Source organism: Aquimarina algicola, assembly GCF_006443095.1.
GTDB classification, from domain to species: domain Bacteria; phylum Bacteroidota; class Bacteroidia; order Flavobacteriales; family Flavobacteriaceae; genus Aquimarina; species Aquimarina algicola.
Window position 1 is genome coordinate 160,063 of sequence record NZ_VFWZ01000005.1, and the last position, 13,758, is coordinate 173,820.

The window sequence follows — 13,758 nt, forward strand, 5'->3', positions numbered from 1 at the left end:
ATGTTAAAAAATATGCCTCCAAAAAACGGAATACCGGGGAAAAGTCAAGATTCTCAAGAGATAAGAAATGAAATCAACTATTGGAAACAACAAAATATACAAAGAAAATGTTCTGATTTTTCGGATATGGCTTACTGGGAAGTAATGTGTACAAATAATGCACTTTAAATTTTTATCCTAAAAAAGAAGTAGTGTATCCACCTATGAATTTTATCACTTATGATGCATTTAATCGCATGACACGTCTTCATATCGAAAAGGTTACAAACTTTATTTTTAAATATTCTCGAGGATATGGCGATTCGAAATTGTCCATTCGAAGGGTTATTGAATATTCAGCAAAAGAAATTCCCGGGTTTGGTGGAAAAGTTTTTGTTGCAGAGGAACAAGACGAAATTATTGGTGCTGAGGTTGTTAACAACACGGGTATGAATGGTTATATCCCAGAAAACATTCTGGTACACATTGCTACAGATAAAAATCACACCGACAGGAATTTGAGAAAGAAATTGATAGCAGCTGCCTAGCAAAATTGTGTTGGAGAAGTGGCTTTGTACATGAAACCTATCAGTACTACAAAATTTCACTACGAAATCCTCTAAGTTTATTACCACTTATCATTTATAAAGTGTTCGAATGGAAACAATCGAGTGCTTCTTCTATGTCTAAAAGCAAATTAAATTTATGAGACAATTAAAAATAACAAAACAAGTAACAAATAGAGCGTCAAAGTCTTTAGATAAATATTTACAGGATGTAAATAAATTACCTATGATTACTGCGGAAGAAGAAGTAGCGTTAGCGCAGCGAATCAAAAAGGGAGATCAGATGGCACTTAATAAGTTGGTAACAGCTAATCTACGGTTTGTAATTTCGGTAGCGAAACAATATCAAAACCAAGGATTAAAGCTTGGAGATCTTATTAATGAAGGGAATTTAGGGTTGATAAAAGCGGCGCAGCGTTTTGATGAGACCAAAGGATTTAAATTTATTTCATACGCTGTTTGGTGGGTGCGACAATCTATATTAAAATCAATTGCAGAGCAATCTCGTTTGGTAAGACTTCCTCTAAATAAGATAAATCATATAAGTAAAATAAATAAAGCACATGCAAATTTAGAACTAAACTACCAACGATCTCCTAGTGAAGAAGAAATAGCACAAGAATTAGGAGTTTCGGTAAATGTGATAAGGCAATCTTTGAAACACTCAAGAAGGCCGATTTCATTAGATGCTCCATTAAAAGAAGATGAAACCTCAACTCTTTATGAGGTCATTAGAGCTACCGAATCCCCAATGCCAGATAGATTAATGATAAAGGTTTCTTTGCAGACAGAGGTTGAGCGAGCTTTAAAAAAATTATCACCAAAAGAAGCAGATATCCTACGATCATATTTTGGGATCGGTTCATATGATGCAAAAAGCCTATCAGAAATAGCAGAAATTTTTGACCTTACTAGAGAACGTGTTCGTCAGGTGAAGGGAAGAGCCGTGAAACGCCTACGATATTCTTCTAAAAGTAAAATTTTAATGACCTACCTTGGGTAAGCAAGAAGGACAAAATGCTAAGAATGGAAGTAAGAGAAGGAGAATGCATTAATATAACACTAAAGTATTACAAGCGATATCTAAATGGAAAGCAAATGAACGCAATTGAGGAACAGCAATACTACACCAAAAGGCCTACTAAAATTCGTTAACAATTGTAAAAAAACAAAATATAAGAATAAGCTTTTAAGGAGATATAATGAGTTTCTGTACAAGGGTTTACTTTGTTTTTAATTACTTAAATATCTACCAAAAATAAATACATAAAACAAAAATGAGAATTATAAAAATTAAAAGAAAAACTAAAACAGAAAAGCGATACAGTCAAAAAATGGGTGAATTAACTACTAAAGTGACTTATATTAAAAGATACTTATTAGGCTTACCTATAAAAACACTGTATAAGTATCGTGAAACCTATTATGGCGAAGTAAAGGATTGTGATGATTGTATTTTGTATGTATAACTTGTCTATTATCAATTTTGTTAGTAAAATAATTTTTCCATTTTTATGAAAATACTAGTTATCGGAGTAGGTAATATGGGGCTTACCTATGCTGAAGGTATGTCTAAATCAAAACTGCTCAAGAAGAAAAATATTATGGTCTTAGATAAGTCTGATGAAAAATTAGAGGAACTGGATCAAATCTCATATTTTGATGCCTACAGCGAATTAGACGAATGTGTTCCTGAAGCAGACATCATTTTTATTGCTGTTAAACCCTTTCATGCAGAACAATTATTTGAAAAAATAAGACCATTAGTGATTCCTGATCAAATCGTGGTTTCGATCATGGCCGGAGTTACCGTAGATACAATTAAAAATGCATTATCTATCGACAAAATAGTTAGGGCAATGCCGAATTTACCGGCAAAAGTTGGTGAAGGGTTGACCTCGTATGTGACATCAGAGCAAGTATCCAAGATAGAATTACTAACTATTGAAAATCTTTTAAATACTACAGGAACATCTATTCGTGTGAGTAATGAAAATCTCATAGATGCTTCTACGGGTATTTCTGGTAGCGGTCCTGCATATGTGTTTTATTTTATGCAGAGTATGATGGAGGCAGCTCAACAAATGGGATTTACGAGAAATGAGTCAAAAGTTTTGGTTAGTCAAACATTCACAGGAGCTGTTGAATTATTTAACCAATCCGATCTATCTCCTAATTCTTGGATGAAGAAAGTAGCGTCCAAAGGAGGAACTACTCAAGCTGCACTTGATTCTATGGAGGATAATAATATAAATGAATTGATAAAAGAGGCAGCGTTTGCAGCCTTTAACAGAGCAATTGAATTAGGAAAAGAACATTAATTATGTATAAAGAAGTTATTGTTGTAAAAGTTGGTACAAATGTAATGACTAATAAAGACAATAGAATAGTGCGACCAATTTTAAAAAATTTAGTAAGGCAAATTGCAGAATTATATGAGCGAGATATTATTACTCTTCTGGTGTCATCAGGATCTGTTATTGCTGGAAAAGAAGTTATAGGGATATCTAAAATAAAAGAAAAAACAAAGCGAAGACAGGTGTATTCTGCCATTGGGCAACCCAGAATGATGCGTTTGTACTATAGTATTTTTCATGATTATGGAATGAAGTGTGCACAAGTATTACCTACAAAACGAGATTTTAGTCCAGGAATGCACCGTGAGAATATGATTAATTGTTGTGAAGGGTTGCTGTCAGAAGGTGTTATTCCAATTGCTAATGAAGATGATGCTGTTTCTGTTACTATGTCAATGTTTTCGGATAATGATGAACTGGCAAGTCTTATTGCTCAATTGATCAATGCAGACCGATTGATCATTCTTACTGATATAGATGGACTCTATAATGGGCATCCTGATTCAGAGAAGAGTGATGTCATAAAAAATGTAAATCCCGAAGATAATCTTGAAAGATATATCAAAGACAGTGGTAAAAGAGAAGAAGAAGGTCGTGGTGGCATGGGATCAAAACTAGAGCATGCCCAAGAGACAGCGTCTAAAAACATTCCAACCTTTATTGCAAACGGAAAAAGAAAGAATACGCTAATCGAGATTATAGAAGGTAAAAATATTGGGACGAAAGTATCGCTTTAATAAAAAGGAATATAATGAAATTATTATCAACAGAAACAAAAAACAATGTGCTTACAAGTATGATACGTGTTTTAGATGAAAATCGTTTGCGGTTACTTGAAGCAAATAAAATAGATTTAAAGCTCTTCAATAGAGAAGATCAGGCAATGTATGATAGGTTAATCATCAATAATCAAAAAATTAATGCTATGATACAAGCTATTGAATCGGTCAGGACTCAGGAAGATCCAGTTAATAAGAAAATAACTGAAACTATTCTAGAGAATGATTTGAAAGTTGTGAATAAAACTTCCCCGTTTGGAGTCATTATGATTATTTATGAATCAAGGCCTGATGTGACCATAGAAGCTGCTGTACTGGCATTTAAAGCAAATAATAAAATCCTACTGAAAGGAGGTAAAGAAGCTTTGCATAGTAATACAGTGCTTGTTGATTTCTGGCATCAAGCGCTGCTTGAAAACAACCTAAATACTGATTACATTCAATTACTTACAATGAACAGGGAAGAAACTCAAATTTTTCTAAAGAACCCGACCCAGAAGTTAGATCTTATCGTGCCTAGAGGAGGAGAGAAATTAATATCCTTTGTGAAAGAACATGCTCAATGTTCTGTACTAGTAAGTGGGCGAGGAAACAATTTTTTATATATTGACCAGAATGTAGATTGGCAAAAAAGCTTGAATGTTATTATCAATGCTAAAACAGATAAGATATCTGCATGTAATGCACTTGATAAGATTTTAGTGAATACTCAAATCCCAAACTATCATCAAAAACTAATAGAATTAAAAAACATCTTAAAAGAGAATGAGGTGTCTATATGGGTTGATAGGACTTCTAAAGAAATTTTAAGAGAAGAAACCTTAATAACAAATGAATCTATTTGGGAAGAAGAGTTTCTGGCGATGAAATGTTGTATTGGCTCAGTGGATTCAGTAACAGATGCGATACAGAAAATTAACCAATATTCAGGAGGGCATTCTGCAACTATAATGACTACAGATGATACAACGGCTTCTGTCTTTATGGAGGAAATAGATTGTGCAGCAGTATATCAAAATGCGTCTACGCGATTTACAGATGGAGGACAAATGGGGGTTGGTGCTGAATTAGCTATAAGTACCGATAAACTGCATCACCGAGGACCATTAGGGCTTAAAGAACTGGTGACAAATAAATATTATGTTTTTGGAGACGGGCATATTAGAAATTAACACTGTTAGTAACGAGATAATTTTACATTTTAATGCAATATTAGTACATGAACGGAAACGCAAAATCATTCTGTTGTGCAACTAAAATAGCTATTAACTTGAATTAATAAGTAGGGATTTCTATTACGCTATCAGCTGATTCTGCCATTTCTTCTTTCTCTACCACTATAGTTAATGATAAAGAAATTAGAAATATACAAATTGAAACTATAGTTATAATTATAAAAAAAATCTTGTGGTTTTGGGGTTTCATGTTTTTAAAGATTTGCAATGGCTTTAGTGCAATACACACAATTTTGAATATTAAAAATCAAAAATTATTTATTTTTGTAAGAAGTAATTTAATATATGTTTGTAAAGCTTTTATTTTTAGTATTTTATTTAAATTTTACATCAAATATATAGATAAATAGTTTCTATAGAAACTATTTATCAAAACTTTAGCTTTTATAACACTGTTTAGTATTACTATAAGCTTCTCGATAATAAATGAGAATTCTTCAAAAATTGTCTGATTGAACACTAACGTTATTTTTGAAGGTTTTGTCCTTATAGTACTTCTCATTTTTAAGACGGTGAGTTAAGATGCTATTTCAACGCTGTACTTATGAAAAGTTGAAAAGAAAACTCAGTCTATCTTTTAAAGTAAAATTTACTTTGGAAGTAGTTAAAAAGATCAATTAACTCTACAAGAGATCACCTCAAAATTTGATACTACCTTTCTTAGATACTCATTTGAATTAGAAGCACTTGTAGGAAATTCATTTAAAGCCTTTGAATCTGATTTAAAAGCTGACGATACAGACATGAAAAAAGCTTTTTTACAGTAAAAAAGTTAGATATTTAATTTTTTAGAGCATCAGATAAGAAAATTCTATTATTTACAATCCTGTTTTGATTTTTTCTCCATCAAACACGTCTATAAAAAATGTTAAAAAACTTAAAGAGCACATTTATAAAAAAATAATTTACGTACTTTATTTTAACAATTGTTAAATATTATTATTGGAATAATAAAACAGTGTATATGAGGATATCTAATTTATGATCCTCCATATTTTTAACAATTAATACCCCACTTTAAATAGTATTTAGATCATCGTCAAAGAGCATGAATTTTAATATTTGATCTATGCCCGTAAACGAAGACAATTACAAGGAGAATTATCTATCATTTAGCCTTACTGCTGATAATTGTGGAGAAGAACCCATCCATCGTCCAATAGTCATACATAATCACGGAGCAATTTTAGCCTGGGATAAAGATAACCCTAATATTCCTGTTTTTATTAGCGACAACATTACAAGTGTTTCTCCTAAATTCAAGGTTGAAGAGTACTTTAATCTGTTCTCTAAGGATTGGATGGTTAAAGATATGTATCATGCTTTTGAAGAGATGGAAGATCCTTTTTCTTGGAATTCTATAGATCCTGTTCCAATACACATTGAGGGAAAGCCTTGGAATATTATTAGACATATACATGGCAACACTCGTTTTATCGAACTAGAACCTGTTTATAGTGAAAAGAATCTTTTAGGTAGAAAATTGTCCTCCTTCCATGAGATTAGAATGGTTACCGAGCCGCTACAATATATCGATAATATACCTGAACTTTTTAGAGTATTTACAGAGAAATATCGTCAAGTTACAGGTTATGATCGTGTCATGATATACCGTTTTGATGAAGATTTTCATGGCTCGGTTGAAGGTGAAAGTAAAAAGGATGAAATAGAATCGTTTTTCGGTTTGCATTACCCTGCAACTGATATTCCTCCTGTCGCAAGAGAGTTGTTTTTAAAAAATAGAAGTAGAATTATACCTGATGTGAACGCCAAGACAAGTAAAGTTATTTTTAATCCCAAAGTAAAAAAGCCAATGGATTACTTAGACTTAACTTATACACAACTTAGAGGAACTTCTCCTATCCATATTGAATATTTACAGAACATGCAGGTACAGGCAACTTATACCTTGGCCTTAATTATAGATAATAAATTATGGGGATTGATTGCATGTCATCACTACTCTCCATTCTTTTTGAATTACGAAACAAGAAAAACCGGAGAACTAATAGCAGATAACCTATGTCGACGAATTTCAGAAATTCAATTCGCCAAAGAACAAAAAAAGAGAATACGGTTCAGAAAAAAAGAAGAAGATTTCAATAAACATTTAGTCTCTTCATGGGAAGTATTATTGCAACTTATTAATAATAAAATTGATCTTGTAGATCTTTTAGAAGTAGACGGTGCGGCAATAATTACATCTTCTTTAGGAATATATCATCAGGGACTTGCTCCAGAAAAAGATACTTTACTTAAAATTTATGGATGTTTTGAAAAGAATCCAGATCTTTTTGAGAATGATGTTTGCATTACCAAAGATATTCGTAGTCTTCTAGAAAATAAAATAAACCTAAAAGATTTATCAGAAGAGATAGGTGGTGCAGCAATAATCCAGTTAAAAGAATTAGATAATTGTATGATCGTTTGGTTTAAAAAATCTGAGCGTACAATTCATGAATGGGCAGGGGATCCTAGGCGACCTTATGAGATCAATTATTCGAAAAATGGCGATATACGGTTAAGCCCTAGAAAATCTTTTGAAAAATGGAAAAATGAAGTCAACTTCAAATGTTCTCCTTGGGATATAGTTTCTGTTGAGATGATAAAACGTATAAAGGACATTATTATAAAGCGTAATAGAGATTGGAATCCTTTTCAATCTGAACATTATAAAAGAGAGTTAGAACAAATCACTTATACCGCTTCTCACGACTTACAGGAACCTCTTAGAACAATAGATAATTATTTGATGTTAATCGATGAGGAATTAGAAGTAAAAGATAGCAGTTTTAATGAATATCTTGATAAAACTCGGAGCTCTGCAAAGCGCATGAGTAAATTAATTGATCAAATGCTGGTGTATTCTAAAGTAGGTAGTTCTGGAAGAATGAGGGAAAATACGGATATAAATATTGTAATAAATCAAATAAAAGAAGATTTTAATTTGAAAATAGATGAGCTTAAAGCTGTAATTAATTGTAAAGAGCTACCTATCATTTATTGTGATCCAATAGATATAAAGAAACTATTTCAAAATCTCATTTCAAATAGTCTAAAATATTCTAAAGCAAATATTCCTCCACTAATAGAGATTTATGCAGAAGAAACAAGTTCTGGCTGGATGTTTTCTGTAACAGATAATGGTATAGGCATTGATAAGAAAAATTTTGAAAAAGTATTCTCTTTATTTCAAAGATTACATCATCAAGATGATATTCCGGGAACAGGAATTGGTTTACCTACGTGCAGAAAAATTGTAGAAAGTATGAATGGTAGAATTTGGTTGACATCGGAGGTTGGTGTAGGAAGTACTTTTTGGTTTACTCTGAAAAGTGAACAATTAAATCACAAACTAAAAAATAAAAAATATGTTTAAAAGTGCTTTATTAATAGATGACAATAAGTGTGACAACTTTATTCATCGTAAGATCATAAAAAGATTTCAATTTGCAGAATATATTTATGATTGTCGTGACGGGCAAGATGCTTTAGATTTTTTAAATCGCGAAGGGAAATACCACAATCTTGATTCAAGCATTATAGACCCTGAAATCATTTTTTTGGATATTAACATGCCAATTATGAATGGTTGGGAGTTTTTAGAAGAATATAAAGAATTACAATATAGTTCAAAGCAAAGACATATAATAGTTATGCTTTCAACTTCTTCGAACCCGACAGATAGGTATGAAGCTAAAAATAACTCCTTAATATTAGATTTTATGTCAAAACCCTTAAATGAAGCCAAACTAAAAAAAATAAAAACAGTTTTAGAATATGAAAGATAAATACAATTATTTATTGAAATTAAGAAATGCAACTAAGGTAGCCCATAACCAAGTTGAAAAACTTACAGAAGGGAATGATTTAATAAAAAACCCAAGTAAAGATAAATACATCTACTTTTTGATTACCCATTATTTATTTCGTGAAGAAATTTTTCACCATATCATTTCAGCAGAAAAAACTGAGGGGTTTAAAATAGGGTGTTTAGAACGGGAAAAAGCAACGATGGAGGCTATTATAAAAGACTTAAATATATTAGGGGTAGAAACTCAAAAACCACAAAAAAAACTTGAATCTCAATCTGCATTATTTTCCTTAGGTATGTATTATGTAATGAAGGGGGCGTCTATGGGAAATAATTTAATATTTAATGAATTAAAAAACAATCTTGATTTTTTATCTTGGAATGCCACAAACTTTCTGGAAACTTCACAACAAGATTTTTTGAATAGCTGGAAATCTTTCAGGAAAGAACTTTTAATTCAATTACATAATAATTATGATGAGATAGAAAAAGGTAGCCTTAAAGGATTTCAATTGTACGGACAACTCTACTCTCAATCTAAAGAAATAATGAAGTTTGTTTGAATTATTTACAAGTTTGAAATAAATTATTATTAGTAATAATATTTATAAACCTCATTTTTTTGATAAACCTAAAGAAATTGTAATTCAATTTGATAAAACCAAATCAATAGCAAAGATTTTGCATACTTTTAATTACTCTTATGAGTCTATTAATATTGCAGAATGCGTTTTTATAAATACCTCAATTTCAAATAAATTGTTAATAGAATGGTTAGATATTTCAACCTTTTCCGCTACTGAAAATAACCTCTTGATTTTTCAATGATTTATTTTGATTCAAAAGGGGGAATTTCTCTTTGCATATGCGTTACTAAATCATAAAAGCACGGTTAAAAGCATGATTATTTATCCGCCGACTATCCTCAATTTTTTAACTGCGGTACTCACTATTTTTTTTATCAATATAATATTTTTGCAGTACTTCATCAGTGATATGTAAAGATAAAGATTTTGTATCTCCTTAGATCACAATATCAAAGTGGAATTGCAAGAGAAATTCGTATAATTTTTCTAAGATGTTTATTTAATATAAACTGTCTTAAATATTTGTCGGAATAAAGGTAACAACTCCAAGAAATGAAGACCTAATTTATGATATAGACGGAGTTTGAGATAATTATATTTCTTCAAAAAAAAATGAATTTTAATTCTTAAAACATTGTTTGAATAAAGTTAGTAGTTATGGTAAATTAGTAATAGTCTTACCTGATAATTTTTTATTCTCTAATGACTTGAAAAAAATTAAAGAAAAATTATTACAGATAATAATATCAAAAAAATCATTCTTTTATCAAAGGTATTTTATGGGACAAGTGTTTACACTTGCATAGTAATATTTAGTTTTAAAAGTTCAATTAATGATACTGTTGAAGTCATCGATCTAAGAGAGGGGCCTAAAAAAGAGAAATAGAGAAGTTATTTCAAGTGAGATTATTCAAGAAGTAAATAATCATAATTTTCAAAAGAGTAACAATAAGAAACGGTATAGGGTTTTTAATTATAAAGATTTCAGTAAAAATGATTTTGATTTTTATTTTATAAAAGAGGTTCCTGAAATAACTCAAGATGTAGATTTTGATAAAGAAATAGAAACACTTATTAAAGATAGAAAGCAAATCACCAAGAAATTAAAGGAATAGCAATCTAAACTGAACAAAATACTATAATCTATAATTTTTTTCTTTATTTAAAAAAAATATAAATAAACAATTATATCAATATTTACCACTAAGGTAAACGTCACAAAATTTATGTCGGAAAAGGGACGGCATAAAACCGTTTGCACTATTTATTCCGTTTCCTTTCCTCTCCAAAATTTTGTTTTTGGTTTAAGTCTGTTCAAAATATTGTTTAATCTAAATTTCTTTACAATGGAAACAAAAACAAAACAAGCAGCTAAAACAAGAAACGAAGTTATCACAACAAAAAAAGATGTGAAAGCTAAATTGACAACAGAAGCAAAGTCAGCAACTGTAAGTGGTAGTGTTATCAAACCAAAAGCTCCTCAACAAACAAAACCAATCAAAACTTTGGTAAACTTGGACGACCGTATCCAAAACTTTGAAAAGCTACGAGGCCTCGCCAATAATCGAGAACAGTTGGTAGGTAAACTAAATGAACTCACAAAGTTCAATTATAATCACGATGGTTCAAGTCAGTTTACGTTGAGGGATTCTACAGGGTTAGAATTCAAAACGACCAATACCAATTTTATCCATTTAGTTACTTCACAGCTTCAGTCTACTCTGGAGAAACGTAAGCAGGAAATCGAAGCACAAATAGTTCAATTTGAACTGTAATGATTTTGATTTCTATTTCAAAAAGTCTACTGGAACACAGTAGGCTTTTTCTTTTTTAAACAATTTCATTTAAAACTTCTATGTTATGTATTTAGACAGATTACAACAAGACGAGATCTTCGTCCCTTCAGAAATTAAGCCCTTAAAAACTTTAACTGGAATTGATCCGAGAAGCGGGCTGGAAAACGTCATCATATCCAATGGAAAAATTATAAATGTGGTTTCAGCACGCTATGGCCATATCCTAAATGAACTATTCTTTAAACAAGCAGAACAGAAACTATTGGATGCCGGATTAAATTTTCATAAAAGAACTATAAACAGGGATGACCGTTCCTTTATCATGGATTTTATTATTGAGGATCATAATCAGTTTACCATAAAGAATGATAAAGATACCATACTCCCAATGTTACGTTTTAAGAACTCCTATGATGGACGGGAGAAAACATCAGGTCATTTTGGGTTTTACAGAAAAATATGTTCCAATGGTTTACACATTGCCCAAGCTGAAGTTGCCTTTTCAATGAATTAATATTTCTTTTACCAACTGAAACCCAATCAACAAAAAAGTAAATTAAGAGTAAGAATTATGTGGTTAAACCGTATTAAAAATTGAAAAAATCTTGTCATATTGCAACAGAACGAACTTAAATATTCATTTAATAAAATTCTTGTTGATTTATTATCATTTTCACCCCTAGTTATCAACTTGACATGATTTATTTTTTTTAAACGAGTCTTTGATTTTTAGATAAAATTGGTGAAGAAAACTGAAAGAATAATAAATAAAGAAATAGTAATAGGATTACTAATACTATTATGCTCTATCTTACCATATATACATGATGCAATACCGAAAGAAAAAACCTTTCCTGGGTATTCTAGTTTGAGAGTTTTTCTATATGTAACAATGATTAATTTTTTTGGGTTAATCGGTTGGTTGATTGCCTATTTTGAATCTAAAGGGAAGCGGTATAGATTTATAATGATTATACCAGTAATCAATATTTTATATCAACTCTTTGTCTATATTTTTAATCTTAAGAAAACTTCATTTAATGATCTAAATTTAAAAATAATCTTAACTTTTATTGTTAGCTTTTTTGTTTTTGCCTTTTATTTTAAACGGAAAATAAAACAGAAAAATAAAAAACTAAAGACGAAGAATAGGTCTAGGGTATCTGATGATGATATCTCAAATAAAAATCAACCTAATGAAGAAAAAGAGTATTTAAGAACTCAAATTTATTAATCAATAATTTATTAGATAAATTTGAAGACTCAATCGATAACTTAAATAAAACTGAATATTTTTCACAAAAAAGTATAGAATTAAAACAAATTTTGTTGTCTGATGAAGTAACTCAAAAGATACTTATTAGTCTTGATAAGTTTGAGCGTAATCAAAAATTTTGTGATTCTAATTTGACACTGACATCTTTGGCAAAAGAACTCAATACAAATAATAAATACCTTTCAAAAATAATAAATCTACATAAACAAAAATCATTTACTCAATATATCCATGATCTTAGAATTAATTATTTCATTGACCATTTAAAAGAAGAAAAATCAAAATATCGAAGTTACAATATTAAAGGAATAGCAGACGATTTAGGTTTTAAAACATCAAGATCATTTTCTACTGCATTTCATAAAAAAATGAATAGATACCCATCGGATTACATTAAAGAAATCAAGATCAAAAAGGAATCCTCTTTTGATCAAATTTAGAGGTGCACTTTCACGGAATCGTACCCACTACTTTTTGTTTTTCTGCTATGCCTAAGCATAGATTTGCCAAAATTTTAAAAAGCAAAGATAATGGCATTAGAAAACCTAATTAGTATCAATTTTACAGAAGAAGAATTAACTGCCTTAGATGGTCATCTTAGCGAAATAAGAAATATTCTAGAAGGCAAAACGATCAACTTAACTCCTGACAAAAGACAACAATATGGTCGTATTGCCAATCAAAACAAACTGATTGTAGATAAAGCCAAAAATTACATGGAGCAGCACCCCACTTGGATACCAAATTTTTTAGACAAAGAAGAATTTGATAGAGATTATGTTGCTAGAAAACAAATAGAAGATCGAGTGCAATTATTAGAAAATCTAGCACAACAATTACTTGATACCAAAACATTGCTAGATCATGATAATTACACTAATTCGCTTACTTTTTACAGAATGGTTCGCTTTTTGGCAGGAGAAAATGAGCCAGGCGCTAAAACTGTTTATGAAGATATGAAAGTACTATTTAAGAAAGCTACTCCTACTACAGATACGCAGGACAGTACAGAGTAAATTTCTAAGAACAATAAACATGAAGATCAAAAGCCGCTTATAGCGGCTTTTTATGTTTAATGCATTTGGTATATACAATAAGCGTTAACATAATACTGCTAAGTATTTCTTTTACGCTTTTGATGCCTAATGGTATTCTTTTTATCCCTGAGTAGAATGTTTTTTGGCACTTACATAATGTTTATGTCCTATTACTTTATCTATCGGAGGTGTTATGTAAGTGGTGCGAAGCATTACTTAAGTAGTTCGAATGATTACATAAGTACTTGCAAATAGTTTTTACAGGCATCGTACCCCTTAAGGTAAGGGGTAAAAGCCATTAATAAATACTTAGAAGCAGTACAAAAAGGCTT

The 13,758-nt window shown here is 30.6% G+C and carries 17 protein-coding genes; all 17 read left to right on the top strand.

Annotation, left to right across the window (positions count from 1 at the left end; genetic code table 11):
• The first annotated feature begins 12 nt into the window (after positions 1–12).
• On the top strand, positions 13–168 hold the full coding sequence (locus FHK87_RS26320; protein WP_226294291.1) for a hypothetical protein: 156 nt from the start codon (positions 13–15) through the stop codon (positions 166–168).
• A gap of 68 nt (positions 169–236) precedes the next feature.
• Entirely contained in the window at positions 237–527 is a 291-nt protein-coding gene (locus FHK87_RS16330; protein ID WP_140594834.1) for a hypothetical protein, read from the top strand.
• A 157-nt stretch (positions 528–684) separates the two neighbouring features.
• Entirely contained in the window at positions 685–1,548 is an 864-nt protein-coding gene (locus FHK87_RS16335; protein ID WP_140594835.1) for a sigma-70 family RNA polymerase sigma factor, read from the top strand.
• A 23-nt stretch (positions 1,549–1,571) separates the two neighbouring features.
• Positions 1,572–1,700, top strand: a complete 129-nt coding sequence (locus FHK87_RS26550; RefSeq protein ID WP_262711266.1) for a hypothetical protein — start codon at positions 1,572–1,574, stop codon at positions 1,698–1,700.
• A 122-nt stretch (positions 1,701–1,822) separates the two neighbouring features.
• The gene (locus FHK87_RS16340) at positions 1,823–2,014 is read left to right on the top strand and encodes a hypothetical protein (protein WP_140594836.1); all 192 of its coding nucleotides are present in this window, start codon (positions 1,823–1,825) and stop codon (positions 2,012–2,014) included.
• Between the two features lie 45 nt (positions 2,015–2,059).
• Positions 2,060–2,866, top strand: coding sequence for a pyrroline-5-carboxylate reductase (proC, locus tag FHK87_RS16345; protein WP_140594837.1), 807 nt, complete (start codon positions 2,060–2,062; stop codon positions 2,864–2,866).
• Between the two features lie 2 nt (positions 2,867–2,868).
• Entirely contained in the window at positions 2,869–3,639 is a 771-nt protein-coding gene (gene proB, locus FHK87_RS16350; RefSeq protein WP_140594838.1) for a glutamate 5-kinase, read from the top strand.
• 14 nt (positions 3,640–3,653) lie between these two features.
• The gene (locus tag FHK87_RS16355) at positions 3,654–4,853 is read left to right on the top strand and encodes a glutamate-5-semialdehyde dehydrogenase (RefSeq protein ID WP_140594839.1); all 1,200 of its coding nucleotides are present in this window, start codon (positions 3,654–3,656) and stop codon (positions 4,851–4,853) included.
• Between the two features lie 1,132 nt (positions 4,854–5,985).
• Complete coding sequence (locus tag FHK87_RS16360) at positions 5,986–8,295, top strand: ATP-binding protein (RefSeq protein ID WP_140594840.1); 2,310 nt, start codon at positions 5,986–5,988, stop codon at positions 8,293–8,295.
• Complete coding sequence (locus tag FHK87_RS16365) at positions 8,288–8,707, top strand: response regulator (RefSeq protein ID WP_140594841.1); 420 nt, start codon at positions 8,288–8,290, stop codon at positions 8,705–8,707. The genes FHK87_RS16360 and FHK87_RS16365 overlap by 8 nt, the downstream gene beginning before the upstream one ends.
• On the top strand, positions 8,697–9,293 hold the full coding sequence (locus FHK87_RS16370; RefSeq protein ID WP_140594842.1) for a biliverdin-producing heme oxygenase: 597 nt from the start codon (positions 8,697–8,699) through the stop codon (positions 9,291–9,293). Before FHK87_RS16365 ends, FHK87_RS16370 begins: the two co-directional genes overlap by 11 nt.
• A gap of 754 nt (positions 9,294–10,047) precedes the next feature.
• Entirely contained in the window at positions 10,048–10,203 is a 156-nt protein-coding gene (locus tag FHK87_RS26595; protein WP_226294310.1) for an N-6 DNA methylase, read from the top strand.
• A gap of 460 nt (positions 10,204–10,663) precedes the next feature.
• The gene (locus FHK87_RS16380) at positions 10,664–11,092 is read left to right on the top strand and encodes a hypothetical protein (RefSeq protein ID WP_140594843.1); all 429 of its coding nucleotides are present in this window, start codon (positions 10,664–10,666) and stop codon (positions 11,090–11,092) included.
• An 85-nt stretch (positions 11,093–11,177) separates the two neighbouring features.
• Complete coding sequence (locus FHK87_RS16385; protein ID WP_140594844.1) at positions 11,178–11,627, top strand: DUF932 domain-containing protein; 450 nt, start codon at positions 11,178–11,180, stop codon at positions 11,625–11,627.
• Positions 11,628–11,855: 228 nt separating this feature from the next.
• Positions 11,856–12,347 (top strand): MARVEL/CASP family protein, encoded by a 492-nt coding sequence (locus FHK87_RS16390; protein ID WP_140594845.1) that lies wholly within the window; start codon positions 11,856–11,858, stop codon positions 12,345–12,347.
• A 95-nt stretch (positions 12,348–12,442) separates the two neighbouring features.
• Positions 12,443–12,829: a helix-turn-helix domain-containing protein gene (locus FHK87_RS16395; RefSeq protein WP_226294292.1), complete on the top strand. Its 387-nt coding sequence runs from the start codon at positions 12,443–12,445 to the stop codon at positions 12,827–12,829.
• Positions 12,830–12,919: 90 nt separating this feature from the next.
• Complete coding sequence (locus FHK87_RS16400; protein WP_140594847.1) at positions 12,920–13,405, top strand: hypothetical protein; 486 nt, start codon at positions 12,920–12,922, stop codon at positions 13,403–13,405.
• Positions 13,406–13,758 lie beyond the last annotated feature (353 nt).